26 protein-coding genes are annotated in these 26,862 nt (G+C 52.1%); 8 read left to right on the plus strand and 18 right to left on the minus strand.

Annotated elements, in window-relative coordinates; translation table 11 throughout:
* Window positions 1-12 precede the first annotated feature (12 nt).
* Both HH215_RS07225 and HH215_RS07230 read left to right on the plus strand, forming a co-directional pair.
* A complete protein-coding gene (locus HH215_RS07225; RefSeq protein ID WP_169279282.1) occupies window positions 13-483 on the plus strand; it encodes a carboxymuconolactone decarboxylase family protein in 471 nt (156 codons plus the stop codon).
* Window positions 484-663: 180 nt separating this feature from the next.
* Window positions 664-1,590: a carbohydrate deacetylase gene (locus HH215_RS07230; RefSeq protein ID WP_169279283.1), complete on the plus strand. Its 927-nt coding sequence runs from the start codon at window positions 664-666 to the stop codon at window positions 1,588-1,590.
* Window positions 1,591-1,616: 26 nt separating this feature from the next.
* On the opposite strand, the gene HH215_RS07235 is transcribed toward HH215_RS07230, so the two are convergent.
* The 18 genes from HH215_RS07235 to HH215_RS07320 all read right to left on the minus strand — a co-directional run bounded on the left by HH215_RS07235 (window position 1,617) and on the right by HH215_RS07320 (window position 19,900).
* Window positions 1,617-2,264, minus strand: coding sequence for an ABC-2 transporter permease (locus HH215_RS07235; RefSeq protein ID WP_169279284.1), 648 nt, complete (start codon window positions 2,262-2,264; stop codon window positions 1,617-1,619).
* Window positions 2,265-2,269: 5 nt separating this feature from the next.
* Window positions 2,270-3,118, minus strand: a complete 849-nt coding sequence (locus HH215_RS07240) for an ABC transporter ATP-binding protein (RefSeq protein WP_169279285.1) — start codon at window positions 3,116-3,118, stop codon at window positions 2,270-2,272.
* Window positions 3,115-3,495, minus strand: a complete 381-nt coding sequence (locus HH215_RS07245) for a GntR family transcriptional regulator (RefSeq protein WP_169279286.1) — start codon at window positions 3,493-3,495, stop codon at window positions 3,115-3,117. The genes HH215_RS07240 and HH215_RS07245 overlap by 4 nt, the downstream gene beginning before the upstream one ends.
* A gap of 190 nt (window positions 3,496-3,685) precedes the next feature.
* Window positions 3,686-4,876, minus strand: coding sequence for a M20 family metallopeptidase (locus HH215_RS07250; protein WP_169279287.1), 1,191 nt, complete (start codon window positions 4,874-4,876; stop codon window positions 3,686-3,688).
* A gap of 36 nt (window positions 4,877-4,912) precedes the next feature.
* Window positions 4,913-6,583 carry a urocanate hydratase gene (hutU, locus tag HH215_RS07255; RefSeq protein WP_169279288.1) on the minus strand — a complete coding sequence of 557 codons (1,671 nt, stop codon included), beginning with the start codon at window positions 6,581-6,583 and terminating at the stop codon, window positions 4,913-4,915.
* Between the two features lie 16 nt (window positions 6,584-6,599).
* Window positions 6,600-8,168: a histidine ammonia-lyase gene (hutH, locus tag HH215_RS07260; RefSeq protein ID WP_254450401.1), complete on the minus strand. Its 1,569-nt coding sequence runs from the start codon at window positions 8,166-8,168 to the stop codon at window positions 6,600-6,602.
* 94 nt (window positions 8,169-8,262) lie between these two features.
* Window positions 8,263-9,540 (minus strand): histidinol dehydrogenase, encoded by a 1,278-nt coding sequence (hisD, locus tag HH215_RS07265; protein WP_169284275.1) that lies wholly within the window; start codon window positions 9,538-9,540, stop codon window positions 8,263-8,265.
* 36 nt (window positions 9,541-9,576) lie between these two features.
* Window positions 9,577-10,419 carry an ABC transporter ATP-binding protein gene (locus HH215_RS07270; protein WP_254450402.1) on the minus strand — a complete coding sequence of 281 codons (843 nt, stop codon included), beginning with the start codon at window positions 10,417-10,419 and terminating at the stop codon, window positions 9,577-9,579.
* Entirely contained in the window at window positions 10,416-11,180 is a 765-nt protein-coding gene (locus HH215_RS07275; protein ID WP_169279289.1) for an ABC transporter permease, read from the minus strand. The genes HH215_RS07270 and HH215_RS07275 overlap by 4 nt, the downstream gene beginning before the upstream one ends.
* A gap of 117 nt (window positions 11,181-11,297) precedes the next feature.
* Entirely contained in the window at window positions 11,298-12,341 is a 1,044-nt protein-coding gene (locus tag HH215_RS07280) for an ABC transporter substrate-binding protein (protein ID WP_169279290.1), read from the minus strand.
* A gap of 329 nt (window positions 12,342-12,670) precedes the next feature.
* On the minus strand, window positions 12,671-13,960 hold the full coding sequence (hutI, locus tag HH215_RS07285; RefSeq protein ID WP_169279291.1) for an imidazolonepropionase: 1,290 nt from the start codon (window positions 13,958-13,960) through the stop codon (window positions 12,671-12,673).
* Window positions 13,961-13,975: 15 nt separating this feature from the next.
* A complete protein-coding gene (locus HH215_RS07290; RefSeq protein ID WP_169279292.1) occupies window positions 13,976-14,953 on the minus strand; it encodes an agmatinase family protein in 978 nt (325 codons plus the stop codon).
* 117 nt (window positions 14,954-15,070) lie between these two features.
* Entirely contained in the window at window positions 15,071-15,532 is a 462-nt protein-coding gene (gene hutP, locus HH215_RS07295) for a histidine utilization transcription antiterminator HutP (protein ID WP_169279293.1), read from the minus strand.
* A gap of 190 nt (window positions 15,533-15,722) precedes the next feature.
* Window positions 15,723-16,154, minus strand: coding sequence for a universal stress protein (locus HH215_RS07300; RefSeq protein ID WP_169279294.1), 432 nt, complete (start codon window positions 16,152-16,154; stop codon window positions 15,723-15,725).
* A gap of 128 nt (window positions 16,155-16,282) precedes the next feature.
* Window positions 16,283-16,807: a ribonuclease H family protein gene (locus HH215_RS07305; RefSeq protein ID WP_169279295.1), complete on the minus strand. Its 525-nt coding sequence runs from the start codon at window positions 16,805-16,807 to the stop codon at window positions 16,283-16,285.
* 701 nt (window positions 16,808-17,508) lie between these two features.
* A complete protein-coding gene (locus tag HH215_RS07310) occupies window positions 17,509-17,931 on the minus strand; it encodes a DUF1801 domain-containing protein (protein WP_169279296.1) in 423 nt (140 codons plus the stop codon).
* Window positions 17,932-17,962: 31 nt separating this feature from the next.
* Window positions 17,963-18,784 carry a GNAT family N-acetyltransferase gene (locus HH215_RS07315; RefSeq protein ID WP_169279297.1) on the minus strand — a complete coding sequence of 274 codons (822 nt, stop codon included), beginning with the start codon at window positions 18,782-18,784 and terminating at the stop codon, window positions 17,963-17,965.
* Window positions 18,785-18,922: 138 nt separating this feature from the next.
* Window positions 18,923-19,900, minus strand: coding sequence for a ring-cleaving dioxygenase (locus tag HH215_RS07320; protein ID WP_169279298.1), 978 nt, complete (start codon window positions 19,898-19,900; stop codon window positions 18,923-18,925).
* A gap of 395 nt (window positions 19,901-20,295) precedes the next feature.
* Here HH215_RS07320 and HH215_RS07325 point away from each other — a divergent pair, with 395 nt between their 5' ends.
* Genes HH215_RS07325 through HH215_RS07350 form a run of 6 tightly spaced genes read left to right on the plus strand, consistent with a single transcriptional unit; the run spans window position 20,296 to window position 26,862 of the window.
* Window positions 20,296-21,303 (plus strand): beta-ketoacyl-ACP synthase III, encoded by a 1,008-nt coding sequence (locus tag HH215_RS07325; protein ID WP_169279299.1) that lies wholly within the window; start codon window positions 20,296-20,298, stop codon window positions 21,301-21,303.
* Complete coding sequence (locus HH215_RS07330; protein WP_169279300.1) at window positions 21,293-22,537, plus strand: ATP-grasp domain-containing protein; 1,245 nt, start codon at window positions 21,293-21,295, stop codon at window positions 22,535-22,537. Before HH215_RS07325 ends, HH215_RS07330 begins: the two co-directional genes overlap by 11 nt.
* Window positions 22,534-23,532 carry an NAD-dependent epimerase/dehydratase family protein gene (locus tag HH215_RS07335; RefSeq protein WP_169279301.1) on the plus strand — a complete coding sequence of 333 codons (999 nt, stop codon included), beginning with the start codon at window positions 22,534-22,536 and terminating at the stop codon, window positions 23,530-23,532. Before HH215_RS07330 ends, HH215_RS07335 begins: the two co-directional genes overlap by 4 nt.
* Window positions 23,529-24,395: an MBL fold metallo-hydrolase gene (locus HH215_RS07340; protein WP_169279302.1), complete on the plus strand. Its 867-nt coding sequence runs from the start codon at window positions 23,529-23,531 to the stop codon at window positions 24,393-24,395. Before HH215_RS07335 ends, HH215_RS07340 begins: the two co-directional genes overlap by 4 nt.
* Complete coding sequence (locus HH215_RS07345) at window positions 24,392-25,711, plus strand: F390 synthetase-related protein (RefSeq protein WP_169279303.1); 1,320 nt, start codon at window positions 24,392-24,394, stop codon at window positions 25,709-25,711. The genes HH215_RS07340 and HH215_RS07345 overlap by 4 nt, the downstream gene beginning before the upstream one ends.
* Complete coding sequence (locus HH215_RS07350; protein WP_254450403.1) at window positions 25,708-26,862, plus strand: GNAT family N-acetyltransferase; 1,155 nt, start codon at window positions 25,708-25,710, stop codon at window positions 26,860-26,862. The genes HH215_RS07345 and HH215_RS07350 overlap by 4 nt, the downstream gene beginning before the upstream one ends.

A 26,862-nucleotide genomic window follows, 5' to 3' on the forward strand; every position in this document is an offset into this window, starting at 1 on the left:
GGGTTGTTACTTATGCAATCAAGAATGAATAGTCCCGCGATGATCGTTCCAGAAGCGATCCAAGCCTTACAAGCACTAGGCAAAGCCTTGTTCGAGTCCGCCGAGAAAACCGGCGTTCCGAGCCGGACGCTCTTCCTTGCTTATCTTCGGACGAGTCAGATTAACGGAGACAGCGTATGCGTTGATCTTCATTCGCGCAACGCTATGGCGGCCGGCGTACAGGTAGAGAAGCTTCTAGCCGTTGCGGCCTGGCGTGAAACGCCGCACTTCACCGATGCCGAACGTGCGGCGCTGGGACTCAGCGAGTCGATTACCCGTCTAAGCGACCGAACGGATCCCGTGCCGGACGAGATTTATACCGAGGCTGTCCGACACTACGAGGAACAGGCGTTGGCCACACTGATCGCCGGAATCGCTACGGCCAACCTCTGGAATCGCTTTAACGTTTCGACTAGGCAGATCGTTAATGTCTCCGTGGAATAAGCGCAACTGAATGCGCAATCTTCGTAAATAAAGGGCGGCTGACTGGATAGTCGGCCGCCTTCTTCACGCGTTCTTAAGACTCCGTCGCCTGATTTTATTTTCCCAAGCATTTGTCCCTATCAGACTGCAGCTATTCCGCATCTGTTAATGATCATAGGTCGTTAAGGATGGGGACGCAGGATGAAATATTTAATCGTTAACGCGGATGATTTCGGCTTATCTCCTGGTGTCAACAGGGGCATTGTCGAAGCCTATCTGGCAGGCGGGATAACCAGCACAACCTTGATGGTGAATATGCCCGGCTTTGAGGATGCCATAATTCGTTCTCTTGCGCTGCCAAATCTGGGTGTCGGTTTACACTTTAACTTAACCTCCGGCATACCTATTTCACATCCGAATCTCATCCCTTCTCTCGTACAACAAGATGGAACATTTCGTGATTTCAGGCAAGTTCACGCAAGAGACGAACGCGAGATCGAAATCGAGCTCGCCGCGCAATGGAATCGTTTCATTGCCTCCGGCCTACGCCCCACCCATTTGGATTCCCATCACCATATCCATCAGATCTTCCCTTCCGTCTACAAAGCAATGGCGAATTTAGCTACTAAAGAGAACATTCCCATGCGGCGTTCGCAGACGTCAGACGAAACAATCGCTCCTTCGGTATTAAAGACCCATCAAGTTTTACTGGACACTTACGAGAAGCCAGACGGTCTTCAAAAGTTGCTTCTTTACCTTAGCCAACTTCCCGAAGGCACGACGGAATTGATGTGTCATCCCGGATATACCGACAACATGCTGCGCGAACGAGAAACCTCGGAGTGGTCGAATGCCAGAGAAGCCGAATTGGCGGTTTTTCGCGATCCTGTCGTCCAGCACACGATTCGAGAGCTGGATATTCGTCCGATTCATTACGGATTGCTGAGTTCGATAATCGCTCAACCTACCGTGCATCCTACTCCAAACCCAAAACCCAAGATCCTTCTCAAATATAAACGCCGCAAGAAACGTACATTTAAGAAAAAAGCCAAGTTAATAACGCCGAAGAGGAAGAAGCGGCGTGTTTCTACTCGTTTATTTCTTTCAATAAAGTATAAGACTCGATAATACTAATAGGATGCGCGACTCGAGACTTACAAATTTTTGCGATTATAGATCCGCGTCGAAACCGTTAGCGAGATCCAACCGATCGCTGCTGCCAGCGCGCACAAGAGGATGTCTTGAACGATAGCGGGAAAAGGGAATTGAAAGCGGATGTCGATGTTTCGGCTTTGTATTTCTTGCATGATTGACGGAATTACGAATGGGAACATAACGATGATTAACATGAACGCATATCTGGTCTTCTCGTACCCGATTTGATATTGTACTGGGATTATCGCACCGAAGAAAACGGTTAAGATCAATAAAGACAGAGAAAAGTCCGAGAAACGAAGCGGCTCCAACATGCTAGGAACAACGAGGGACATCATCGTGTACAAAGCGAAACATCCCGCGAATATCGTCAAAACGAATAGATAAGTCGATCTCACGATCGATTTCCTCGTGTAGGGCGTCGTGCATAAGAACGTGGATCCTTTGTATTTGTATTCGACCATCGAAACCATATTAAACATTAAATACTGAATGTAGATCGTGCTAAGAAAGAAGCTTAAGAACCGGCTATCGGCCAATTCGATTTTACTGCTGATCCCAAGAGGTAATAATAGCGCCGCAATTAGCATAATGATCCAATATCTTTTAGCCAATAATAAGTCTTTTTTCACAAGATGGAGAACCATCCTTCTCACCTCCCGATGTAACCGAGCATGATTTCTTCAACCGAAGGTCTTTCGAATAGGACGTCTTTCATTTGCTTGTGAACGGCCGCAGGATTATCGGTCAATCCGGTAAACCCGTATTTCGTCTCCTCCAGCGTCAAGAACAAATCGCGCACGCCGTCCAACTGACGGCAGTCCCCTTTCACGACGCTGTGCCTCTCCCGCAAAACATCCTTCTCCTCGTCCAACACGACGCGCCCCTTATCGATCAGAATTAACGCATCCGCAACTTTATCCAAGTCGGAAGTGACATGCGAGGAGAAGAATACGCTTTTTCCTTCTTCCTTCACGAATTCGAGCAAAATGTTCATCAATTCCGAGCGAACTTGCGGATCCAAACCGCTTGTTGGCTCATCCATAATGAGCAAGTCCGCATGGTGGGAAATTGCCAAAACGATAGAATATTTCATTCGCATGCCTTTGGATAACGTCTTGATCTTTTGATTTGCCGACAAACCGAACCGTTCCATACGCTTTACAAAGATCGCGTTATCCCAATTCGAATAAGACGGCGCGATTATGCTTTTCATTTCGAGTAAATTCAAGTCATCGTAAAAGTTGCCATCGGACAAGACGATACCGATTCGGTTCTTGAATTCTCTTTCGTACCGCTGCGTATCTTTTCCGTAAAACGTAATGTTTCCGGCATCCTTCCGGGTAAGTCCGAGAATCGACTTGATCGTCGTCGTCTTCCCCGCCCCGTTGACGCCGATAAATCCGGTAATGCAACCCTCGTATAACGTAAAACTCACGTCCTTAAGTCCGAAGTCGCCCCAACTTTTACTAAGGCCTTTTACTTCCAGCATCGGCTTCATTCCGTATCCTCCTCAAACAATAATTCCATCATAGCGAACAATTCGTCTTTGCCGATTCCAAGAGATCTCGCCGTGTCCCAAGCTTCCGTAAGCTTGACCTCGACAAGATGACGCCTGGACTCGAGCAGAAGCTCGAGATTTTCCTTGGCGACGAACGAGCCCTTGCCCGCTCTCGTCGTAATGAACCCTTCCGACTCGAGTTCGTCATACACTCTGCGCGTCGTCAAAACGCTTACGCGAAGATCGCTCGCCAGCGCGCGAATCGATGGAAGCATTTCGCCCTCCGCTAATTCTCCGCGCAAGATCTCGTCTTTCATTTGATTTTTGATTTGCTGATAGATCGGCGTATCGGATACGTTGGATACGATAATTTTCATGTGACCTCCGGAGGTCTTATCTGTATATTAGTTACATACACAGAATACACACGATACACAGTAAAGTCAACTTCCGGTTTCCTGCTCCGTTCTCGCGGCAACAACTTGAAGAAGGCCTTGCGGCATGCGCAGGCCTTCTTCAAGTTAAAATTAATTTTTCTCTTAACCGCTCGAAATTTATTCGGCTAGCTCAATTCCCAGTCACGAACCGATGAGCCATCAGCGCGTATACTTTCGCGGCCTTTACGACTTGGTCCAAGGGAACGAATTCATTCGGGGCGTGGGCGACGTCGATGCTTCCCGGACCGTAAAGCAAGGAAGGAATGCCGGCTGCCGACAGAAGCTCGACCTCGGCGTACCCGTTAAAGCCCATGAAGGCGGACTCTTCACCGGTTGCGTCATTGATTGCTTCCGATAGACGAACGACGACTTCTTCCCCGTCCGATAACGTCCACGTACTAAAGCTTTGCTTCAAAACCAACTCGACTCCGAGTCCTTCGTCGCGATTCAAGGCATCCGTCAGATGGCGGACTTCCTTCTCCGCCAGTTCCATCGACTCGGTAGGCAACACCTGTCGGTCGAAATCGACATCGCAGAAATCCGGCACGAGCGTGACCCCGACACCCCCTTGGATTTTCCCGACATTGACGGTGGGATGCCGAAGATCGGGATCGCTGACAACCTTCGCCAACCCGTCGTTGTACTCCCTCAAAGCTTCGAGATAACGACCCATCTTGAATATGGCGTTATCCCCGTTAAACGCGACTCCGGTATGCGCGCTGCGACCGACCGTTCTTGCGGAGAACTCCATCGCGCCTTTCAGTCGATTGCCGATCCGAAGGCTTGTCGGTTCGGAGATACAAGCCATGACGCAATCGGCTAGTTTATCGTTGGACAGCAATGCCTTCGTGCCGAGGAAGTTGACCTCTTCGTCGATAACCGCGGTAAACAACAGCCCCCTGGAGCGGACGACTTTGCTTTGTACCAACGCCTGAACCGCGAAGATCATCGAAGCGACTCCGGCCTTCATATCGCACGAGCCTAAGCCGTACATTTTCCCGTCCCGGATTTCCGCCGCCCATGGATCACTGTCCCAGAGCTCTAAGTTACCGGCGGGCACGGTGTCCGTATGGCCGTTGAACAACAGCTTTTCCGGCCGTTCTCCTTCCAGGGCGACGATGACGTTCACCCGATCCCCTTCGACTTCCTGCAATTCCACTTGGCAACCGATCGATCGAAGCTTATCCGCGATCAACCGGGCAACGGCTCCCTCCCTTCCGGGAGGATTCTCGCTATTCGTGGCGACCAATTGCCGAAGAAACCGAATGAGCTCCTCCTCGTCGATGAGTTGAAGCAGTTCGTTCTCTTGTTGCGTGAGCATGCTCATCCGCCTTTCTATGCGAACACCGCGAATAGATTAATCCTTAGCGATCATCGGCATTCGGATTCCTTTATTCCTCGCGGTTTCTATGGCTAAATCATAACCCGCATCGGCGTGGCGGACAACACCCATTCCGGGATCCGTCGTCAGCACGCGTTCAAGACGCTCCTCCGCCTCTTTCGTTCCGTCCGCCACGACGACCATACCCGCGTGCATCGAGTAACCCATCCCTACGCCGCCGCCGTGGTGCACGGATACCCAGCTAGCTCCCGCGGACACGTTAACGAGCGCATTCAGAATCGGCCAATCCGCCACGGCGTCGCTGCCGTCCCGCATCGCTTCGGTTTCGCGATTCGGGGATGCCACGGATCCCGCGTCCAGGTGGTCGCGTCCGATAACGATCGGAGCTTTCAGTTCGCCAGTGGCGACCATATCGTTAATGATTTTGCCGAATTGGGCGCGTTCCCCGTACCCCAACCAACAGATTCTCGCCGGTAAGCCTTGGAACGCGATTTTTTCTTTCGCCATCCTGATCCATTTGCACAGATGCTCGTTATGCGCGAAAGTCTTCATGACGACTTCATCCAGTTTGTAGATATCCTCGGGATCTCCGGATAGCGCCGCCCAACGAAACGGACCTTTCCCTTCGCAAAATTGCGGGCGGATGTAAGCAGGTACGAATCCCGGAAAATCGAAAGCGTTGCTCACGCCTTCGTCGAAAGCGACTTGGCGAATATTGTTGCCGTAATCGAATACGATCGAACCTAGCTTTTTCATTTCCAGCATCGCTTCCACGTGGACAGCCATGCTCGATTTGGACAGCTTCACGTATTGCTCGGGATTTTCTTCGCGCAGCTTGCGCCCTTGTTCAAGCGTATAGCCGGCCGGCAAATAACCGTTCAGCGGATCGTGCGCGGACGTCTGGTCCGTTACGATATCCGGTATGAACGCTTTGCCGATCATCGCCGGCAATACTTCCGCCGCGTTGCCGACTAACCCGATGGACAGCGAGCGACCCTCGCTGGCCGCTTCCTTGGCAAGTGCGATCGCCTCGTCCAAGCTGTCGACCACCTGATCCAGATAGCGGGAGTCGATTCGTTTCTGGATACGCGTCGCGTCGACGTCTATTCCGATCACGACACCATCGTTCAACGTCACGGACAGCGGCTGCGCGCCTCCCATTCCGCCCATTCCGGCGGTTACGGTGATCGTTCCTTTCAGCGATCCTCCGAAATGCTGCCGCGCGAGCTCCGCGAACGTTTCGTAAGTCCCCTGAACGATGCCTTGGCTCCCGATATAAATCCAGCTTCCGGCCGTCATCTGACCGTACATCATCAAACCCTTTTTATCGAGCTCGTGGAACTTCTCCCAATTCGCGAATGCCGGCACGAGGTTCGAGTTAGCCAGCAACACGCGCGGCGAGTGTTTATGCGTCCGGAACACGGCGACCGGTTTACCAGATTGTATAAGCAAGGTTTCGTCTTCTTCCAGATTCTTAAGGGCCTTAACGATCGCATCGAAGCTTTCCCAGTTGCGGGCGGCTTTGCCGATTCCGCCGTAGACGACGAGCTTATCGGGGTGTTCGGCAACATCGGGATCCAGATTGTTCATCAGCATGCGCAAGGCGGCCTCTTGGACCCAGCCTTTCGTGTTCAGCACGGTTCCTCTTGGCGCGCGCACCTCACGCGGATTAGACTCGTTACTCATTCGAAGTTCCCCCTTATTATTGAATGACCGCTACGGCGGACATCGCTTCGGCAATATTGGTTCGTTTCATCCACTCGGCAATAATCTCGAAATCGTGCGACAAAATGCGATCCACGGTAACGGCCGGAATCAGCTCGCGACAATGCTCGTATAGCCAAGTCGTGCCAAGCCCAAGCAGCTTCGGATCGCGAAAATCGACGGCTTGCGCACCGCATAACAGCTCGATGGCGAGGACGGCATACGCGTTATCGACGATTTGCCTCGCCTTCCGCGCGCCGATCGTTCCCATGCTCACATGGTCTTCTTGGTTACCGGACGATGGGATCGAATCTACGCTGGCCGGATGCGCCAACGATTTATTTTCCGAGACGACCGCTGCCGCCGCATATTGAGCGATCATAAAACCGGACTCGAGTCCGCCGTTCGTCGTTAAGAATGGCGGCAAGCTCTCGTTCAAATGCGGATTAACGAGCCGTTCCACGCGGCGCTCGGAGATATTAGCCAGTTCGGCGGCGCTGATGGACAGATGATCCATCGCCAGCGCGATCGGTTGTCCGTGGAAGTTGCCGCCCGAAATGACTCGGTCCTCATCCACGAAGATGAGCGGATTGTCCGTCGCCGAGTTGATCTCGATCTCCAGCTTGTTCGCGATATATGCGAGCGCATCTCGGCTAGCTCCGTGCACTTGAGGCGCGCAACGCAAAGAATAGGCGTCCTGCACGCGCTTTTCTCCCTGATCGGTCATCAATCGGCTGCCCGAAGTTAACGCCCGGATATTCGCCGCGGAACGGCTTTGCCCTGGATGCGGGCGAATGCGGTGCGTCGAGGCGTGGAACGCGTCGCGAACTCCGAAGAGCGCTTCGCTGGTCAGCGAAACAGCGCAATCCGCCCAGTTGGCAAGATTAAGCGCATCCCAGCAAGCTAGCGTGCCAACAGCGGTCATGACCTGCGTACCGTTAATGAGCGCGAGTCCTTCTTTGGCCTCCAGCGTAACGGGAACGAGACCCGCCATCGCCATCGCTTGACCGCCCGGCAATCTCTCGCCGTGATAATACGCTTCTCCTTCACCCACGAGCACGAGCGCGAGATGCGACAACGGGGCCAAATCGCCGCTTGCGCCAAGCGAGCCTTTCTCCGGAATGACCGGCGTGACTTCCCGATTGAGCATGTCCGCGAGCAGAAGGACGACCTCCGGACGGATACCCGAATATCCGAGCGCCAGAGCATTGACCCTCAGCAGCATAATCGCCCGGACAACTTCGATCGGAAACGGGGCGCCGATTCCGCACGCATGGCTCCGTATGAGATTGATTTGCAACGTCTGCACGTCTTTGCCGGAAATGTACGTATCGCTAAATTTACCGAATCCAGTCGTGAGTCCGTAGACGACTTTCTGTTCGTCGAGCAGCTTCTCCACGTAATCGCGGGTACGCTTCATCAGTGCGACGCTCTCCGGCAGAATGTCAACTTCGGCATAATTTCTGGACACGCGCACGACCTGTTCGATCGTCATCTCTCCGCCGCCCACCATGACGGGGGTCTCTTTCATCGGTTGCGCCTGTTGCTCTTGATGTACTTGTTTCATGATCCGCACCTGCTTTACGAGTAATAAAAAAAAGCCAACCAAAAAAGGGTTCGGCTTCTAATCACTAATCGCTAAAGGGCCATATTCTTTTTGTTTATTTTCCGCTGCCTTCTTCCGAGTTCGCCATGCGCAGCTTAACGGAATAAGCATGGCCTTGCAGCCCTTCGAATTCGGCTAACGCAGCTATTTTATGTCCATTGGCCGCCATGTCCGCCCGACTATAACTGACCAAGCTCATTTTCTTAATGAAGTCGTCCACGGACAACGGGGACGAGAAACGGGCTCTGCCGCTCGTCGGCAGCACGTGATTCGGTCCTACGTAATAATCTCCGATAGGAACCGGGCTATTGTTGCCGATAAATACGGCTCCCGCATGCTTGACTTTGCCTAATCGTTCGAAAGGATCGGCGATGCACAACTGTAAGTGCTCCGTTGCCAATTCATTCACGATATCGAACGCCTCATCCAAACTATTGGCTATACATATGGCGCTCCATTGATCGATCGATTGTGCGGCAATCTCTTTGCGATTCAGATGCTCGAGCTGACTTAACACTTGCTCCTGCACTTGTTCGGCTAACGCGGCCGAAGTCGTAACCAATATCGCCGAAGCGAGCGGGTCGTGTTCGGCTTGGGCAAGTAAATCCGCCGCGGTAAATTCCGGATTGGCCGTTTCATCCGCGAGGATCACGACTTCGCTAGGGCCGGCAATCATGTCGATGTCTACGTCTCCATAGACTTCCCGCTTGGCAGCCGCTACGAAGGCGTTGCCGGGCCCGGTTATTTTATCGACTTTGGCGATCGATTCCGTCCCGTAAGCGAGAGCCGCGATCGCCTGGGCGCCGCCGACTTTGAAAATCTCGGTTATGCCTAACTCTCTAGCCGTGACCAGAACCGCGGCATTCATCCTGCCGTCCTTGCCTGGAGGAGTCGTCATCACGATCTGTTCGACGCCCGCTACAAGCGCGGGTATGGCGTTCATCATGACCGATGACGGATAGGAAGCCGTACCGCCGGGAACGTAGATCCCTACTCGTTCCAACGGCCTGACCAGTTGACCTAGAATCGTGCCCGACTCCGTCGCGTTCATCCACGATTGCCGAACTTGTCTTTCATGATAATCCCGGATATTGCGAATCGCGCTGCGGATCGCATCGAGCAACGTATCGTCGATCGCTTCGAAAGCTTCATCGAACTCTTCCGGTTGGACTTTCAAATGCGCTAGCTTGACTCGGTCGAATCTTTCCGTCATCTCAAGAAGCGCCTGATCGCCATTTTGCTTTACTTGCTCTATGATATTCAGAACGTCTTCCCTACGATCCTGCCCTTTGGAAGCTCTGCTCCGATTGGCACGCAATTGTTGGCGTTGCATCACCTTAAGCAATAGTCCGCGCTCCTTCCAGCCTGTCTATCCTTTGTTCGCCGTCTTGTTCTTCAGCGATTTCTGAAGCTCCAGCTCCATGATGATCGCTCTCTTATAATACATGAATTTATCCGATAGTTGATCGTTGAAATCTCTCGGCTTAGGAATATCGATCGTCATCTCTTGGGCGACGCGGCCCGGATGCGCGCTCATAATGTAGAGGCGGTCAGACAAATAGATCGCTTCATCCACGTCATGCGTAACGAATAATACGCTGCATTTCTCTTCCGACCATACTTTCATGACCAGATCCTGCATTTCCCTGCGCGTCTGCGCGTCCAACGCGCCAAAAGGCTCGTCCATAAGCAGCAAAGAAGGATGGAACACCAACGCGCGGGCGATCGCCACCCGTTGCTGCATGCCGCCTGACAACTGCGCTGGATACGACATCTCGAACCCTTTAAGACCGACCAAATCCAAATAATGATAGGCCTTTTCCTTTTTCTGGGCGGCGCTTAAATCTTCCGCTTTCTTCAAAGCGAACGCGACGTTCTCCCACGCATGCAACCAAGGCAGCAAGCTATATTGCTGGAATACGACGCCCCGATCTCTGCCCGCCCCGGTAATCGGCTCGTTATGCAGGATCAATTCGCCCTCCGTCATAGGGTCGAGTCCGGCTACCAGTCTAAGGAAGGTCGACTTCCCGCAGCCCGAAGGGCCTAGCAGCGAGACGAACTCTCCTTTACCGATCGTTAAGCTAACGTCTTCCATCGCCGTGATCGTTTTCTTGTGGCTTTCGAACTTCTTGGTCACGTTGCGCGCAACCAGCATCTGTTCCGGTCGAGCGGACGAATTCCGTGCATCTTGCATGACCATGTCCCCTTTCATCCCTTAGCTTTCTCCAGCGCTTTCCAAGGGAACATTTTTTTGTACAACAGCGAGAACAGCATATCGGTAATCAAACCTAGCAAACCGATGATCAGGATTCCTAGTATGATTCGATCCGTTGCCATGTACCGCTGCGCCTGCATGATCCGGTATCCGAGACCGGAGGAGGCGGCAACGAGCTCCGCGACGACGAGATAAGTCCATGCCCAACCCCAAGTCGTACGGAATGTGTCCATCATTCCCGGAAGCGCGGCTTTGAACGTGATATGTCTTAGAATTTCCCTTTTGTTAAAGCCAAGCGTCTTTCCGACCTCGATTAACGATTTGTTTACCGTTTTGCAATTGTCGGCGATCATAATGACTTCTTGGAAGAACACGCCCAAGAACAGAATGAAGAACTTCTGAATATCGGACGCTCCGAACCACAAGATCGATAACGGAATAAAAGCGACCGCCGGCATATAGCGGATCAGGGCGATTAGCGGTTCCCAGATCGCTTGCCAGGCTCGGGAAGTGGCGATCAACATCCCGATCGGAACGGCGAAGATCGTAGAGATCAGAAATCCGACTGATATCCGATAGAAACTCGTGCCGACGTCCTTAAAGAAAATGCCTTCTTCGATTTCTTGCTTCAATGCCTGAACGATATCTCCGGGCGTAGGCAAGAACAAGCTATCCACCATATTCGTATACGTGAATATCGACCAGACTGCCAGCACCAGGAGAACGCTGGAGATAGAATAGATGGTATACCGCGACATATGTCGTCCTCCTTCGCTATCCTCCATGCTTCGAAGAGACCGTTGCGGTTCGGACTCGTCCGCCCCGCAACGGTCGCCTTGCAGAAGCACGGCTAGTAACGCCGCTATTGAGATTGCTTATTTCGTCGGAACAATTTTTTGCAAGTCCACTTCTTTATCAAGCGCGCCCTGCTCAATCAGGATTTGCTGGATGTTCTGCACGGATTTCAACAATTCGCCGGAATCAAGCAGCTTGTTCTGATCTTCAGTGGAGAAATATTTCAGTCCGTCCAGAATGACCGGAAGCTCTTCCGCCGAAATTCCGCTTTCTTTAGCTACGATTTCGTTACCTTCGGCCTGATTCGCTTTCCAGTAAGCTAGAGACTCGTCCCAAGCTTTCATCAATTTTTCCTTCAAGCCCGCATGCTCCTCAAGGAAATCCGTGCGTACGATGGCAATATCGCTAATCAATCCGGGAGCGTTCTCGCCCGAATACAGAATGCTTGCATCGCCTTTGTTCATGATCGTCGAAATGTAAGGCTCATAGGTAACGGCCGCATCGACTTTCTTGGCGAGCAGTGCCATCCCTGCATCGGAAGCCGGCATTTGAACGAATTTAACATCGTCCAAGGAAATGTTGTTTTCTTTAAGCGCTTTACGGATAAGAAGGTCGGAAGTCGTTCCTTCTTCGAAAGCGATCTTCTTGCCTTTCAATTGCGTTATGCTGTCGATGCCTGTTAATCCAAGAACGGCGTCCGCTTTGTGCGACTCGTCCAAGAAAATAACGCCGGTCATCGGAACGCCCTCTTTCGTGGCCAGCTTGATGGCCGTGTGCGTCGCGACGTTAGACACTTGAATGACGTCGGCGGCATAGGCCGCGTTCATGTCCGCATCTTGGTTAAACATCTTGATCGTTACATCCAGACCGTGTTTCTTGAAAATTCCCGCCTTGTCGGCAATCCACCAAGGTCCGTTTCCGACCCACGGCTGCATGCCCATCGCCAAGCTGACCGGCTCGTCCGATTGCTCGGGCGACGCCGACGGATCGGACGAAGCCGAGCTCGCGCTAGATGCCGCCGGAGAAGAAGCCGGTTGTTTTTCATTGTTGTTACCATTGGAACCGCAGGCTGACAGCAAGCTTACGAACATGCATAATGCGGTTAACACGACCCACTTCTTCATTCGCTACACTCCATCTCATTCTTTTTTCGACTCGATTATCCTTATTTCGCGCAATCATGTCCGGTTGTAAACGAATATCATCGTAAGCATAAAAAAAATAGAATGAACTCCGAAAAAGGAAACGCAAAGTTTCCCTGTTCAAAGCTTCATTCTATCGGCTAAATCACTATATAGAGCTTTGATCAAATAAACATCGTTATGAGAGGGAAAGATTCTTGATGAGTAATGTTATCTGACATCCAGCAATGATGATACTGATGATATCGCTTACAACTAAACACTCATACTAATAATATCCTTCATTTCGACGTTTATTGTCAATATGTTTTTCATTGCGAGAGCCTGCTGCCTTCGGAAACGACGACCTTCCCCCGTTTAATTACCGCGTTAACGTGGTTAATGCCGAAATGATAAGGTAAATAAGCCAGATTGTTCGCTTCAAAAATAACCAAATCTCCTAGTTTTCCTACCTCCAGACTACCGATCGAATCCCCGCGTCCGATGGCGTATGCCGCGTTAATCGTCACGGCGGTCATCACCTCCTCCGGCGTCATTCCTAGATTCAAGCAGGCCAGCGTCATGACGAGCTGGATGGATTCCGTCGGCGAGCTTCCGGGATTATAGTCCGTCGATAACGCGACCGGTAACCCGAACTCGATCATCTTGCGAGCCCGAGCGTGACGGGTCAGCCGCAGGTTAAACGATGTCGCCGGCAAACAGACGGCAATGACGCCCGCGCGTTCCATCGCCTCCAAGCCTTCGTCCGAAGCCGCGAGCAAATGCTCGGCGGATACGCAGCCGATTCGGCCGGCAAGCTCCGCGCCGCCCATCGGTTCGATCTCGTCGGCGTGGATTTTCAAGCCGAAGCCAAGGGCCTTAGCCGCGACCAATATCCGTTCCGATTGCTCGACCGTGAATACGCCATGCTCGCAAAATACGTCGCAGAATTCCGCGAGATTTAATCGCTTGACTTCGGGCAACATTAGTCGTATCAGCAGTTCTACGAATTCGTCGGAACGGCCTTTGTATTCTTCCGGCACCATATGCGCACCCATGAAAGTAGACACCATATCCACCGGATGGGACTCGTTCAAGCTTCGGGTTACCCTTAGCTGTTTCAATTCATCCTGTAGCGTGAGCCCGTATCCGCTCTTGGCTTCGACGGTCGTAACGCCGTGCAGCAGCATGATGTCCAAGCTTCGGCGCGCTTTCGCGTATAGCTCTTCCTCGGTAGCTTGACGGGTTGCGCGCACCGTGCATAGAATTCCGCCGCCTTGAGCCAGGATTTCCAAATACGTGCTTCCTTTTAATTTCAACGCGAGCTCGTGCTCGCGAGATCCTCCGTGTACCAGATGCGTATGCGGATCGACAAGTCCGGGAGTGACCAACCTCCCGCCTGCATCGAATTGTTCCGCGATAGCCGCATTGCCGAGTTGCGCTCTTACTTTATCTTCAGGGCCAACCGCAACGATTTTCCCTTCGCTTATGGCTACGGCTCCGTTAGAAACCATCGACAACTCCGACATCTCGGCTCCTTTGCGAGCTGCCGCTTTTCCTGCCATCGTCACCAACGTTCCGATGTTATGCACCAACAAATCGATTCCTGTTCCCGTTTCCATTGTCTCACCCTTCATCTATGGATTCGATCTCATCGCGTATCCGGTCAAGAACGTTAGAATAACGTACAACGTCATCCTAACGGTCGCTCTCCGCGGATCTTGCATCGGGTCGACGCAGACGATATCGAACGCTTTAACTTTCGGATGCCTACCCAGCATGTAAGCCGCTTCCAGCAATTTCCACGGCGTCATACCGGCGGGTACCATCGCGGGTACGCCCGGCGCGAAAGCCTGATCCAACACGTCCATGTCCACCGTTACGTAAATCGCCTCCGTGCCGTCTCCCGCAGCTTTGATCGCTTTCTCCACTAAGCTTTCTATGCCTGCGCGATGCACTTGATTCGCCGTAAATTGCAAGATGCCTTGGGATTTGGCGTAATCGTGGTAAGCTTTGGAATTGGCGAAGCTATGGATGCCGATCTGAGCGATATTCCGTCCTTCCACCGTGCCGGACTCCAACAAGCCCCGTATCGGCGTTCCGTTCGACGGCCCTCCGTCTTCCAGGTTCCTTACGTCCATATGGGAATCGATTTGCACGATGCCGACCTTACCGCCCGCATGCTTACGGAAAGCCTTAACCGACGGACAAGTAATGGAATGGTCTCCGCCCGCGATAATAGGAAACAAGCCGGGCAATGTCTCGTATACATTGTTCAGGCCCTGTTCGATGTTCGCATGGCATTTCAACAAATCCGTTACGTGCATCGAGATGTCGCCTAGATCTCTGGCACGTAGATGCTGCAGATCCACTTCGTGATCTACGTTGTAAGTCGTCGCGTTCGCGAACAATTCCCGGAGCGCGTTCGGCGTCATGGAAGCGCCGGAGACGCTAATCGACGTCTTGGATAACGGGACGCCGATGAAGCCGATCTCCGGAAGCTCTACGCCATCCCACGGCGTCAACCACTGCGCGACTTTCGTTTCGTAACGGTCTCTCCAGTTGGATCGCCTGATGATTTCCGGCGGGTTAAGAAATTCGATTTGCTTGGTCATAGGTTCTTCGTCCCTTCGAACGGTTGATAACAAAAAAAGCCAACCCAAAATCAGGTTATGGCTTCTAATCGCTAATCGCTATAAGGATTCGATTTACTTCCGCTATTATTCCGATAATTAAATATGGTTAAATCCGAATCCGATCGCTTCGTGCTCGAAGCCTTTTTTCGGGGCGCCGATCGTCCCGTATACGCAGACGGCTATCCATTCGCCGCTATGCTCCAATGCTCCGTCCATTTTACCCCGAACGATGCTGAACGTTAAACCGACCGTGCGCAAGATATCGCCGAATTGCACGACTCCCCGCCCGATGCTCTGAATCGCTTCGATAATAGCGTGATAGACGGCATGAATTTCGCGATACGATTCGCTGTCGATGATTTTATTGTTTTTGGCGGCCGTCTCGATCGCGGTCACGACCTTGATAATGTCCATCGCTCCGACTCGCCCTATCGTGAAACGGAACCCTTTCGCGGTCAATTCGTCTTCCACGTCTTTTCTCCATTCGTGATCCTGGAGGACGGCGAGCATGATCGATAATTTGCCGATCGGGAATGAAGCCGCTTTCGAGTTTGTCATGTCATATCCCCTTATGAGTCAACTTCTGGACGTCATCTTAAGCGACAAAAAAAGTGCGCTTGAACAGGAGATCATCGTCTCCAACGTCCAAGCGGCACACTATCGGCTAAATAACTATTGCGCTCTGCTCTTACTATACTCACGCCTTGCGGTTTAAGTCAATATCGAGATGATATCGTCCGCCAAGCGATTACTTGACGATTAACACCGGAATTTGCGCCAGTTGAGCGACATGGTGGCTTACGCTGCCAAGCATCCATTCGCGGATCGGGCCCAGTCCCCTGTTACCCATAACGATAAGATCGCACATATTTTCCTTGGCATAGTCCAGAATCGCCGTAGCGGGCGTACCCGACAAGATAACCACCTTCGCATACGGAAGATCCGCGATCTTTGCTTTGGCTTGATCCACAAGCGAATTTTGATGATCTTTGATCTGCTGCTCGTAACCTTCGGGTATAACCATTCCATATCCGGCGAAAGCGTATGCAGGCCTCACGAGGACGTTGGCCACCGTAAGCTTGCTTCCGGGATTGCCTTGGATTAACTTAATCGCGTGTGATAGCGCTTTCTCGGATGCTTTCGATCCATCGTATGCGGTAATTATGTTGTGATAGGACATATTGTTCCCTCCAATGGATGATGATTTCATCTTAATACTAGAATACCTCATCTCCGAAGAATGTAACATCTATCACATTTGTCAATTTCGCTCGCGAACGCAGATCTGTATCCTCATTTTCCGCTCTTTCATGATTTCCCGATCGCTTTCCTAGCCGCTACGTGCGCTATTTTATGCAGGGCATTATTCTTTTTGTGATTGCTAATGTACTTTACCCTCACTGAGATCTCGGGAAAAAACATTTTCAACCCATTGATAGTTGCCGTGATTTGATTCCGCATTTCTTCGTATTGGGGCTTTAAGTGACTATCTTTGGATATCAGTCTGGCTATGCAGCTACAATCTGTATATAACATGGCGATTTTCGGACGGGTTTCCATTTCCGCCAACGTTTCACCAAGAATTTCGAGACTATAAACAATAGCCAATAATTCTCCGTGTACGGAATCGCCTATTTGCTCGACCGTCACTTGTTTCGAGTCGACGTAGATGTTTCTGCGATAGACCCAACAGCAAGCTATGCCGCAATCGTTGGTTTCCTTTTGCCCGGAGAAGTCGCTATACATGCAAATCATGCCCGAGTTCATCATATTCTGCCGTAAGCTCGGAGTTGCATACGCTCTCTTGACCAAGAAATGCAGGCTTGAATCCATACCTTACCTCCGGAAAATTAATGTAAAAAACGGAAGCCTTTCATAGGCTCCCGCTTTCTACCGAAATTATTCAGGTATGGCTAGGTACAATGGGATTGTATCGATTATTTCGAGTAACTCTCGCAGAAACTGGTCACCTCGCTGGAATTAGTCGAATTTTTCGAGTAACTCTCGCAGAAACTAGTCACCTCGCTGGAATTAATCGAATTTTTCGAGTAACTCTCGCAGAAACTGGTCACCTCGCCGGAATTAATCGTATTTTTCGAGTAACTCTCGCAGAAACTGGTCACCTCGCTGGAATTAATCGAATTTTTCGAGTAACTCTCGCAGAAACTGGTCACCTCGCTTGAATTAGTCGAATTTTTCGAGTAACTCTCGCAGAAACTGGTCACCTCGCTGGAATTAATCGAATTTTTCGAGTAACTCTCGCAGAAACTAGTCACCTCGCTAGCTAACTACTAGAATGTTAGTCGATTTTCCGCCTATCTCCCCATCACGCGGAGCTAACTCGGAGCAGACAGATCGAAATTCCGCCTATCTCTCCCTCACGCAGGGCTACCTCGGAGCAGATAGGTCGAATTTCCGCCTATCTCTCCCTCACGCGGCGCTAACTCGAAGCAGATAGGTCGAACTTCCGCCTATCTCTCCCTCACACACCCACTCACGCTTCATCCGGAATTCGACCTTATCAAGATACTCAATCAGCCGGAGGGGTACGTCTCGTTCAGGAACTTAACGGACTGGTTGATCAACGCAACTAACACTTCAGTATCAATATCCGCTACCTTATTGATGTAGACGCAGCCTTTACCTGCGGTAAATTTTCCGAAATCTTTAAGCAAAGTCTCGCGCGCGGCATCGCCTGTCGCAAAATACAAGCTGATCTTGGCTTTACGCGGCGAGTATCCTACAAGCGGCGCATCACCTTCATGACCAGATGCATATTTATAGTGATACGAGCCGAATCCTATAATCGTAGGCCCCCACATCTTCGCGGGATGACCGGTCGTTTCGGTAAAGAGATCCAACAGCTTGTAAGCATCCTCGCGCTTCTTAAGGTTGTCGATATTTTCGATAAACTCTATGACGCTGGCTTCGGTTTCTTTGGTTTTCTGTTCATACATGACAAGAACCATTCCTTCCTGGATTTACTATTCAAAATGGATACCTGTAATAATCTTGCGAATGCACCGCTTTGAATCCAACCGATTCGTACAATCCTAACGCTTGATCGTTTTTCGTCTCGACTTCCAAGTGAACCGAATGACCGGTTGCGCTTAACTGTTTAATGACTCGGCGAAGCGCTTTCCTGCCGATCCCTTTGCCTTGCCGTTCCGGCAAAACGGAAAATCCATAAAGCCACGCCTCCCCGTCTTGGCGATCCACGCGAATTTTCCCGACGGTTTCTCCGTCCGCTTCGATCATTAGCATTTCGGCTTCCGAGTCCTGGTCGACCCTATTTTCTATCTCCTGGGCATCGGCTTCTTCCAAGCCGAACGCCGTAACGGTCAACCGAACGCGCATCTTATAATCGTCGGCTGTTGCTTCCCGCAGAATAATGCCTTCTGCTTCTTCGATCGGTCTTTGTTGCCACTTCATTTGATGCTCGGAAAAGGCGTATTCAGCACCTTGTTTGTTCAAAAAAGCTTTGGCCGCTTCCGATCCCGTTGGCGCGTTCAATAAGATTTTCTTGTAGCCTTGTTGTTTGGCTACGTTCATTCCCTGATGGAACAAGCTATCGAAATGTCCCTTGCGTCGCTCCCTTGGTTTCACCATGCCGCATACTTCGACCGTAGAACCAAAGTCGTACAAACCTAAAAACGCTGCAAGTTCGTCATTTTCGTAATAAAAAAAGTCTAACTGATCGGATTCGCGTTTTTTAAGCATATCCCAATTAAGCTTCAACTGGATGCCATCATGTCTCTCGCACTCTTGTTGCAATCGTTCAATCTCTTGCAGACGTTGCTTCGTTAACATAGTCATCTCCTGCCTTATGGCTTGTCATTCCGCATCAAAGTCTCGGTTTATGATGTCATTCTAGCAGAGTATCTATGGATTATATAGCGAATAGTGCCGCTCCATCCGTAGATGAGGCGGCACGATATCGGTTTAACCTTATTCTTTAACCAAATCTTTGGTACTGCGTACCGTATCGATCGGACGAACCCGTTCCTCGATCTGTTCCCGTTTGTTTTCCAAGAACGGAGGAAGAGACAACTTTTCCCCTAGCGTTTCGTAGGGCTCATCTCCCATAAATCCTGGCCCATCCGTTGCAAATTCGAATAGAATTTGGGGAGCAACCCTGGCGTACAAAGATTCGAAGAAATGGCGATCTACATAACCGGACGAATGTAACCCGAAGCTGTCCAAGCGGTTGATCCATTCCTCCAATACTTGGCGGTCTTCAACGCGGAATGCCACGTGATGCACGGTACCGGAACCTTGATAGCCTTGAGGAAGAACGATATTGTGTTCAACGATGATCTGGGCTCCATTGCCGCCTTCTCCGACTTCGAACAAGTGGAATGATCCTTCTTTGGCGATTTCCTTGAATAATAATACTTTTTCCAGCATTTCCTTAAAATGATCGAATTGAGCGATGCGAACGAAAATGGGTCCTAAGCCGGTAATGGCATGCTCTAGCGGAATCGGTCCCTTTTGCCACGGCGTTCCCGAAGCGACGCCTTTGTTATTCTCATCGGATATTAACTGATAATGCTGATCATCGAAATCAACGAAAGAAAGCGTCTTTTTGCCGAATTGCGTTTGTATTCCCGAATGTTTGATTGACAGACGATTAAACCGTTGTTCCCAGTAGTCAAGCGACGCATCGGTAGGTATCCGGAAAGAAGTTTTCGAAATCTCGTTCGTCCCATGAACGCCCTTAGGGATATTAGGGAAATCGAAGAACGTCATATCCGTACCCGGGTTACCCTTATCATCCGCAAAAAACAAATGGTAAGTTCGAATATCGTCTTGGTTAACCGTCTTCTTAACTAAACGCATTCCTAAGATGTATGTGAAAAATTCGTAATTCCGCTCTGCGCTGCTTGTAATTGCCGTTACGTGATGTATGCCTTTTAATCCGTTCATGATCTATTCCTCCAGTCGATTTTAGCTTACCCACCCTGCCGGTAAAAACACTTAACTCAACAATCTTAATATCATATATCTTAAATTTAAGATAAATATAACAGGGTTACGATTGAAAGTCAACCTAGATCAATCTCGTCGAAAAACCGACACCTATAAATTGGATGCTTGCTTCATAACCCTTTGAAGTAGCCGGGATAGAAATCGATATAGCTATTTATTCCCTTGAATCCTAAAGGGCCGAACGATTACAGGAACCTCCGTAACCTTTGTCGAATAGTAACGTTTATGGTCGTAAGTTGGCGGTACTATAAACAATTGGTACTATCCGGTCGTGTTTCTATCCTTCACAATGAACGTGTGAGAACGTTACGCACCGGTAAGGAGTTTATACGATGAGTACGAATACGCGCAAAGTAAAAATAGTAGGAACTGGAAAATATTTGCCCGGCCAGCCGATCTCGGACTCGGAAATGGACGAACGTCTCGGAGTTGCTCCGGGCTGGACACGCCGAATGACGGACGTCTCTTTCCGTCACTTCGCGGGTGCCGATGATACGGCGTCCGCGATGGGAGCTAAGGCCGCATTCGAAGCCCTAAAAGCCGCAAATCTTCAATTCTCGGACTTGGACTGCCTGGTTAGCGCGAGCGGCACCAAAGAACAAGCGCTCCCCTGCTCGGCCGTGTTCATTCAACGGGCGATGGGGATGGAACAATCTGGCGTGCCCGCGTTCGATATCGATTCGACGTGCCTGAGTTTCCTGGCCGCGCTCGACGCCATGTCCTGCATGATCGCGACCGGCAGGTACAAATACGTGCTAATCGTCTCGTCCGAGATCGCTTCCGTCGGAATGGATTGGCGGAACAAAGAAAGCGCGGCCTTGTTCGGCGACGGAGCCGCAGCCGTCGTCATCGGACCATCCGGAGACGGCGATCCGTCCGGAATCATCGGCGCTTCCCTTCGTACTTTCGGCACGGGAGCACCCTATTCCGAGATCCGCGCCGGGGGCACGAAACGTCACCCGCGCGGCCCTCTTCCCGCTCAGCCGGAAGACTATTTATTCCAAATGGACGGCCCCGCTATTTTCAAAATGGCTTCGCGCCTGTTGCCGGCCTTCACGGATGAACTTCTGAAAGCCGCCGGCACGAGGATGTCCGACTTTAAGGCGGTCATCCCACATCAAGGCAGCGCGATGGCCGTCCGACTCATGCGTAAAAAGCTGGATATTTCGGAACAACAGCTCGTTTATATCACGCCAGATCACGGAAACACGATCGCCGCGTCCATCCCCATGGGTCTTCATGAAACGATCCGGACGAGCCGGATCGGAAGAGGCGACCGCGTGTTGCTGATCGGTACGGCCGCCGGGCTTACGTTGGGAGGGCTCATTCTTGACTACTAGCGCAGACTCTGACTCCCTTAGCATTCTTATCACCGGAGGGAGATCTCCAGCTGCTTTGGAGTTGTCTCGCCTGTTTCAAGCCGCCGGGCATCGCGTGTACGCAGCCGAGTCCATTCCGTATCATTTGTGCCGGGTATCCCGTTCCGTCGAACGGAGCTTTACCGTACCCGCTCCGATCGGCGACCCGTCCGGATACGTCCAGTCGCTGCGTAAGATCGCAGAGGAACATGACATTGACGTTTTGATACCGGTATGCGAAGAGATCTTCTACATCTCCAGGGAACTTGACCGGTTTGACGGCGTCTGCCGGGTGTTCGCTACTCCGATCGATGAACTGGAACGCGTTCATCACAAAGAAAAATTTATACGATTCGCCGAGCGTATGGGCTTGCCTGTTCCGGCAACCGTGCTGATCGAGTTTCCGGAAAGCTGGCTGCCGCTGCTCGAAGACTCCCGGTTCGGCGAAGGACTCGTGCTCAAACCGGCTTACTCCCGGTTCGCATCGCGTACTTTGTTCATGGATTTGAGCCGAGGTTCCTTATCTGCCGAACAGCGGCAACATTTTGTCCGTAAGTTGGAAAATGCCAAGGCGTCGCCAACTCTTCCTTGGGTTGCGCAAGAACTGCTGCGAGGCGAAGAATGGTGCACTTATAGCGTGGCGCACGACGGCGTGATCACCGCTCATGCCGCCTACCGCAGTCGTTTTCGAGCCGGGCGCGGAGCTAGCATTCATTATGAGCCGGCTATACAGCCTCAGCTATTCGAGTGGGTACGAAACTTCATTAGTCGAAGCAGCTTTACCGGTCAGATCGCGTTCGACTTCATGGTATCTCCGGAAGGAGCCGTCATGCCGATGGAATGCAACCCTCGCGCGACGAGCGGGGTCCATCTGTTCGGCTCCTCGGACGGCAGTCTGGCGGAGGCATTACTGACTCCGTCGGGCCTCATCGCGAACGGTCGAATCGCGACGCCTTCGGAGATAGCCGGAAGCGGCGCCATGCTAACAGCCGCAATGCTGTCGTTCGGGTTGACGCAAGCCGTCAGGCAGCGCATGCTTCGCGAATGGCAGCGCGCTTACCGGAGCAGCCGAGACGTCGTGTTTCGTCGGGAGGATCCGAAGCCGTTCGCGGAGCAATTCCGGCTTCTCGCTTGGACTCGTCGCGTCGCGCGTCGCCGGGGCTTCTCCCTGCAAGAGGCTTCAACATCCGATATAGAATGGAATGGTGAACGATGACTAAGGCGCTCGTGACTGGCGCAACGGGATTTCTAGGACGGGCGACGGCCCTTCGTCTTAGAGATTTGGGCTGGGACGTGCAAGGGCTCGGCCGCGACCCGCAAGCCGGACGCTTGCTGACCGAGCAAGGTATCCCCTTCGTTCAGGCGGATTTGCGTAGTACAAAGGAGATCGAGAAAGCTTGCGCGGGACAGGACTACGTCATCCATTGCGCGGCGTTGTCCTCCCCCTGGGGGCGTTACCGGGATTTTTACGAGATGAATGTAACCGGTACGGAGAATGTCGTTACCGGCTGTCTTCGTCACGGCGTGCGTAGACTCGTGCACGTCTCGACGCCAAGCGTCTATTTCGATTATTCCGATCGGCTGCTTATCTCCGAACAAACGGAACTTCCGAGAAAGCCGGTGAATGCCTATGCCGCTACCAAGCTTATCGCGGAGAGAATCGTATCGGATGCCGGAGCTAATGGCTTGCCTTCGGTCATTATCCGTCCGAGAGCCATTTTCGGGCCGGGCGACACTTCGCTTTTTCCGCGTCTGCTGCGCGTGAACGAGTCGCGGGGTATTCCGATGATCGGCGGAGGTCAAGCGGAGCTTGATCTGACCTTCATGGACAATGTCGTAGATGCGCTTCTTATGGCCTGCCGAGCGCCGGATGACGCTACCGGACATATCTACAATATTTCCAACGGCGAACCCGTCAAGTTGATCGAGTTGCTAAGGCAATTGTTCGATGAGTTGCAATTGCCTCTTCGCGTCAAGCCTGTCTCTCGTCCGATCGCGTTGGCTGCGGGACAAGGTTTGGAATGGTTATACCGGGCCCTTCCTTCGCTTGGTCCGGAACCGAAGTTCACGCGGTACACGGTCGGGCTGCTCGCCTATAGCCAGACGCTCAATATATCCAAAGCGCGCAAATCCCTTGGGTATGAACCGCGAATTTCCATAAAAGAAGGATTGCGCCGGTTCGCGGACTGGTGGCGGAACGAACGCCTATGACGCATCATCTTCGAACGGTACCGGTCGAGTTGCTTCTATTATCCGCGGGTTATTGTTTACATCCCGAATTCGTGACGCTACGAGGCGGCTCCATACGTCCTGCCGCTTATCCGGCCGGCTTCGCTTGTATCCGCCACCCGTCGCGCGGCTGGATTCTGTTCGATACCGGCTACTCCTCGAGGTTTCGAGAATTGACGATGTCGCTCCCTTATTCGTTATACCGCCACCTTACCCCCGTCCGGTTGCAGGAAGAGAATACCGCCGTCCGCCAACTGGCCAAGCTCGGTATTGGCGTAGAGGAAGTCCGTTATGTGATCCTCTCGCACTTTCATGCCGACCATATCGGGGGAGCGCGGGATTTCCCTTCTGCCCGGTTCCTTTATCCGCAGTCTGCTTATGACGCCGTTCGGACGCTCGGGCCTGTCCCTGCGACCCGCGCAGGTTTCATTGCGGGCTTGCTGCCGGATACCTTTGACGAAATCGCGCAGCCGATCGAACGTGCGTCAATGGAGATATCACTCTCTGACGACATCCCTTTTTCCGGCGGTCGCGATATTTTCGGAGATGGCAGTCTGATCGCCATCCCTCTACCGGGTCATGCAGCGGGACAGATCGGCCTGTTGCTTTCCACGGCTAACGCAAGGGTGTTGCTCTGCGCCGATGCCGCCTGGTCGAGCCGCGCGCTTCGCGAGAATCGGCCGCCTCATCCTATCGCTGGCATCGTCATGTCCGATCGAACGGCATACCGCGAAACGTTCGATCGGTTGAGAAAATGGCAAGTCGCAGATCCGGAGCTTATCTTGGTACCAAGCCATTGCAAGGAATTTTTCGATATCGATAGCGAGGAGGTTCACCGTCTGTGAGGAATATATTTGCTTTTATCAAGCATTATCGGGATGGCAAGAGACGCGGCGGAAGGGCGGACAGCGCGTCATTCGAACGACGCCGCGAGCGCCGAGTCGTTCGGCATGTCGAATTCATTCGAAGACGATCCGCTTTTTATCGAGATTGGTGGGGTGAAATCCCTTCTCGGCAATGGAGGTCCTTCCCTCTAATCGACAAATCGATCATGATGGAGCATTTTGACCGTTTGAATACAGCGAGTATCACCAAAGATCAGGCTTTTGCCGTGGCGAGTGCGGCGGAAGCCTCTCGGGATTTCAAGCCTGCCGTAGGCGAAGTGACAATCGGATTGTCTTCCGGCACGTCCGGCAATCGAGGACTGTTCCTCGTCGGAAGTCGCGAACGAGCGGGTTGGGCGGGAGCGATGCTGGGCAAGATGTTGCCCGGTTCGATCCTCGCCCGCACGTCGATCGCCTTCTTCCTGAGAGCGAACAGCAATTTGTACGAATCCGTTCGCAGCAAGCGGCTCACCTTCAGCTTCTATGATCTTCTCCTTCCGTTGTCGGACCATCTCAAGTCACTCGGACGACAGCAGCCCGACGTGATCGCGGCACCTCCTTCCGTACTGCGCGTGCTTGCAGAAGCACTCCGGTCCGGCAAGCTAGACGTTCGTCCCCGTCGGATCATCTCCGTCGCCGAGGTACTAGATCCGCTGGACCGGGAGGCGATCGGTCAAGCGTTCGGTCAAACCGTTCACCAGATTTATCAATGCACGGAGGGCTTTCTGGGCTGCACATGTCCGCACGGAACGCTTCATTTGAACGAAGATCTGGTCTATATCGAAAAGGAGTACGTGCCGGGTAGGTCTCGAACATTCGTACCGATCGTCACAGACATCTCCCGCACGACCCAGCCCATCGTCCGCTATCGGTTGAACGATCTGCTCACCGAGAGCGAATGGCCCTGCCCATGCGGGTCGCCTTATACCGCTATCGAACGGATTGAAGGCCGCTGCGACGATATTTTCTATGCAACCGGCAAGCAGGGAAACGGAGAACTGGTAACGGTTTATCCCGACTTCGTGACCCGCGCGATCATCGAATCCTCATCTGCTATCGAACAATACCGGACGGTTCAGACGGCGTTGGACAAATGGACGATCGAGCTTGAGCTGACGGAACATGGACGCGCTTCGACGGAGGATCTCGTTCGTCAGTCGATCGCGGCGTTATGCGATCGGTTGAGTTGCCGAATGCCCGAACTTGAATTCGCAGCTTACTCTTATCTTGCCGGGCCCAATAAGCTTCGGCGCGTCGAAAGGAAATACAAGCCGTGAGCCCGCGAGTCGATCTGTTCGACGCATCTAATGTGCATGAGTATACTTGGCCGGATACGGAATACGGCCTCTATGCCAAGCGATTCCTACTTCCGATGTTAAAGCATGGCTCCGAGCTGTACGTCCGGAATGTCCGTACGCGGCTTCTCATTCTCTCCATTGACGGAATACCGGTCCCCATCACCGTGAACGACTCGGAGTACGATAATTCCTACGTCTGCTCGCCTTATACCCATTATGTCAGCTATGCCAAGCAAGAGCTGGACCTGTTAGGCAATCGTATGCTTATCGCTAGCCTAGGCGCGCTGCTATCCGGGATCGGGGTATTGCTGAAGCGGGCGAGCTTTAATCGCATCGTTCACGTTAACAACTGGCTGTTGTCGACCAACCTTTTCCCTGCTCTTGCCGAGGAACAATGGGAGGCCGCGTTGGACAAGCTTCTGGCGGCATTTCCCGATCATGCCATCGCATTCCGCTCGTTAAATCCGTCCCTGAACGCCCGGGAGCTTGATCGGTTAGGTTCAAGGAAATGCCGACTCGTCCCGAGTAGGCAGATCTATCTGCTACGGACCGATGATTCCAACTTCGGCAATGCCAAGTCGCGCTGGTTGCTTAAACGAGACGACGCGCTAGCCGACAAGCACGGGTATGAGAAAGTTGACGCTAGCGGGATGACCGACGAGGATGTCCCTCGCATCGCAGAGCTATATCGGATGCTCTATTTAGAGAAATATTCCTTCTACAATCCGCAGTTCTCTGAAAGATTGTTGGAGGAAGCGCTCCGAGAAGGGACGCTTGAATTATTCGGTTATCGCCGCAATGGCCGCCTCGATGCCGTGCTCGGCTTCTATGCGCGGAACGGCGCAATGACGACGCCTCTCTTCGGGTACGATACGTCTCTCCCGCAGGAGCTTGGCTTATATCGGATGTTGTCTTCGTTGCTGATCGAACTGGCTAGAGATCGCGGTCTATTGCTGCATGAAAGCTCCGGGGCGGCCCAATTCAAACGGAATAGAGGCGCCGTTGCCGAGATCGAATATACGGCGGTTCATATCCGTCATTTGCCGTTAAGCCGCCGCTGGTGCTGGTCCGCGCTCGAATGGCTTCTAGTTAGGATCGGCGTACCGTTACTACGCAAATACAAACTTTAG

Origin of the sequence: Cohnella herbarum, from assembly GCF_012849095.1 — a bacterium.
Lineage (GTDB): Bacteria > Bacillota > Bacilli > Paenibacillales > Paenibacillaceae > Cohnella > Cohnella herbarum.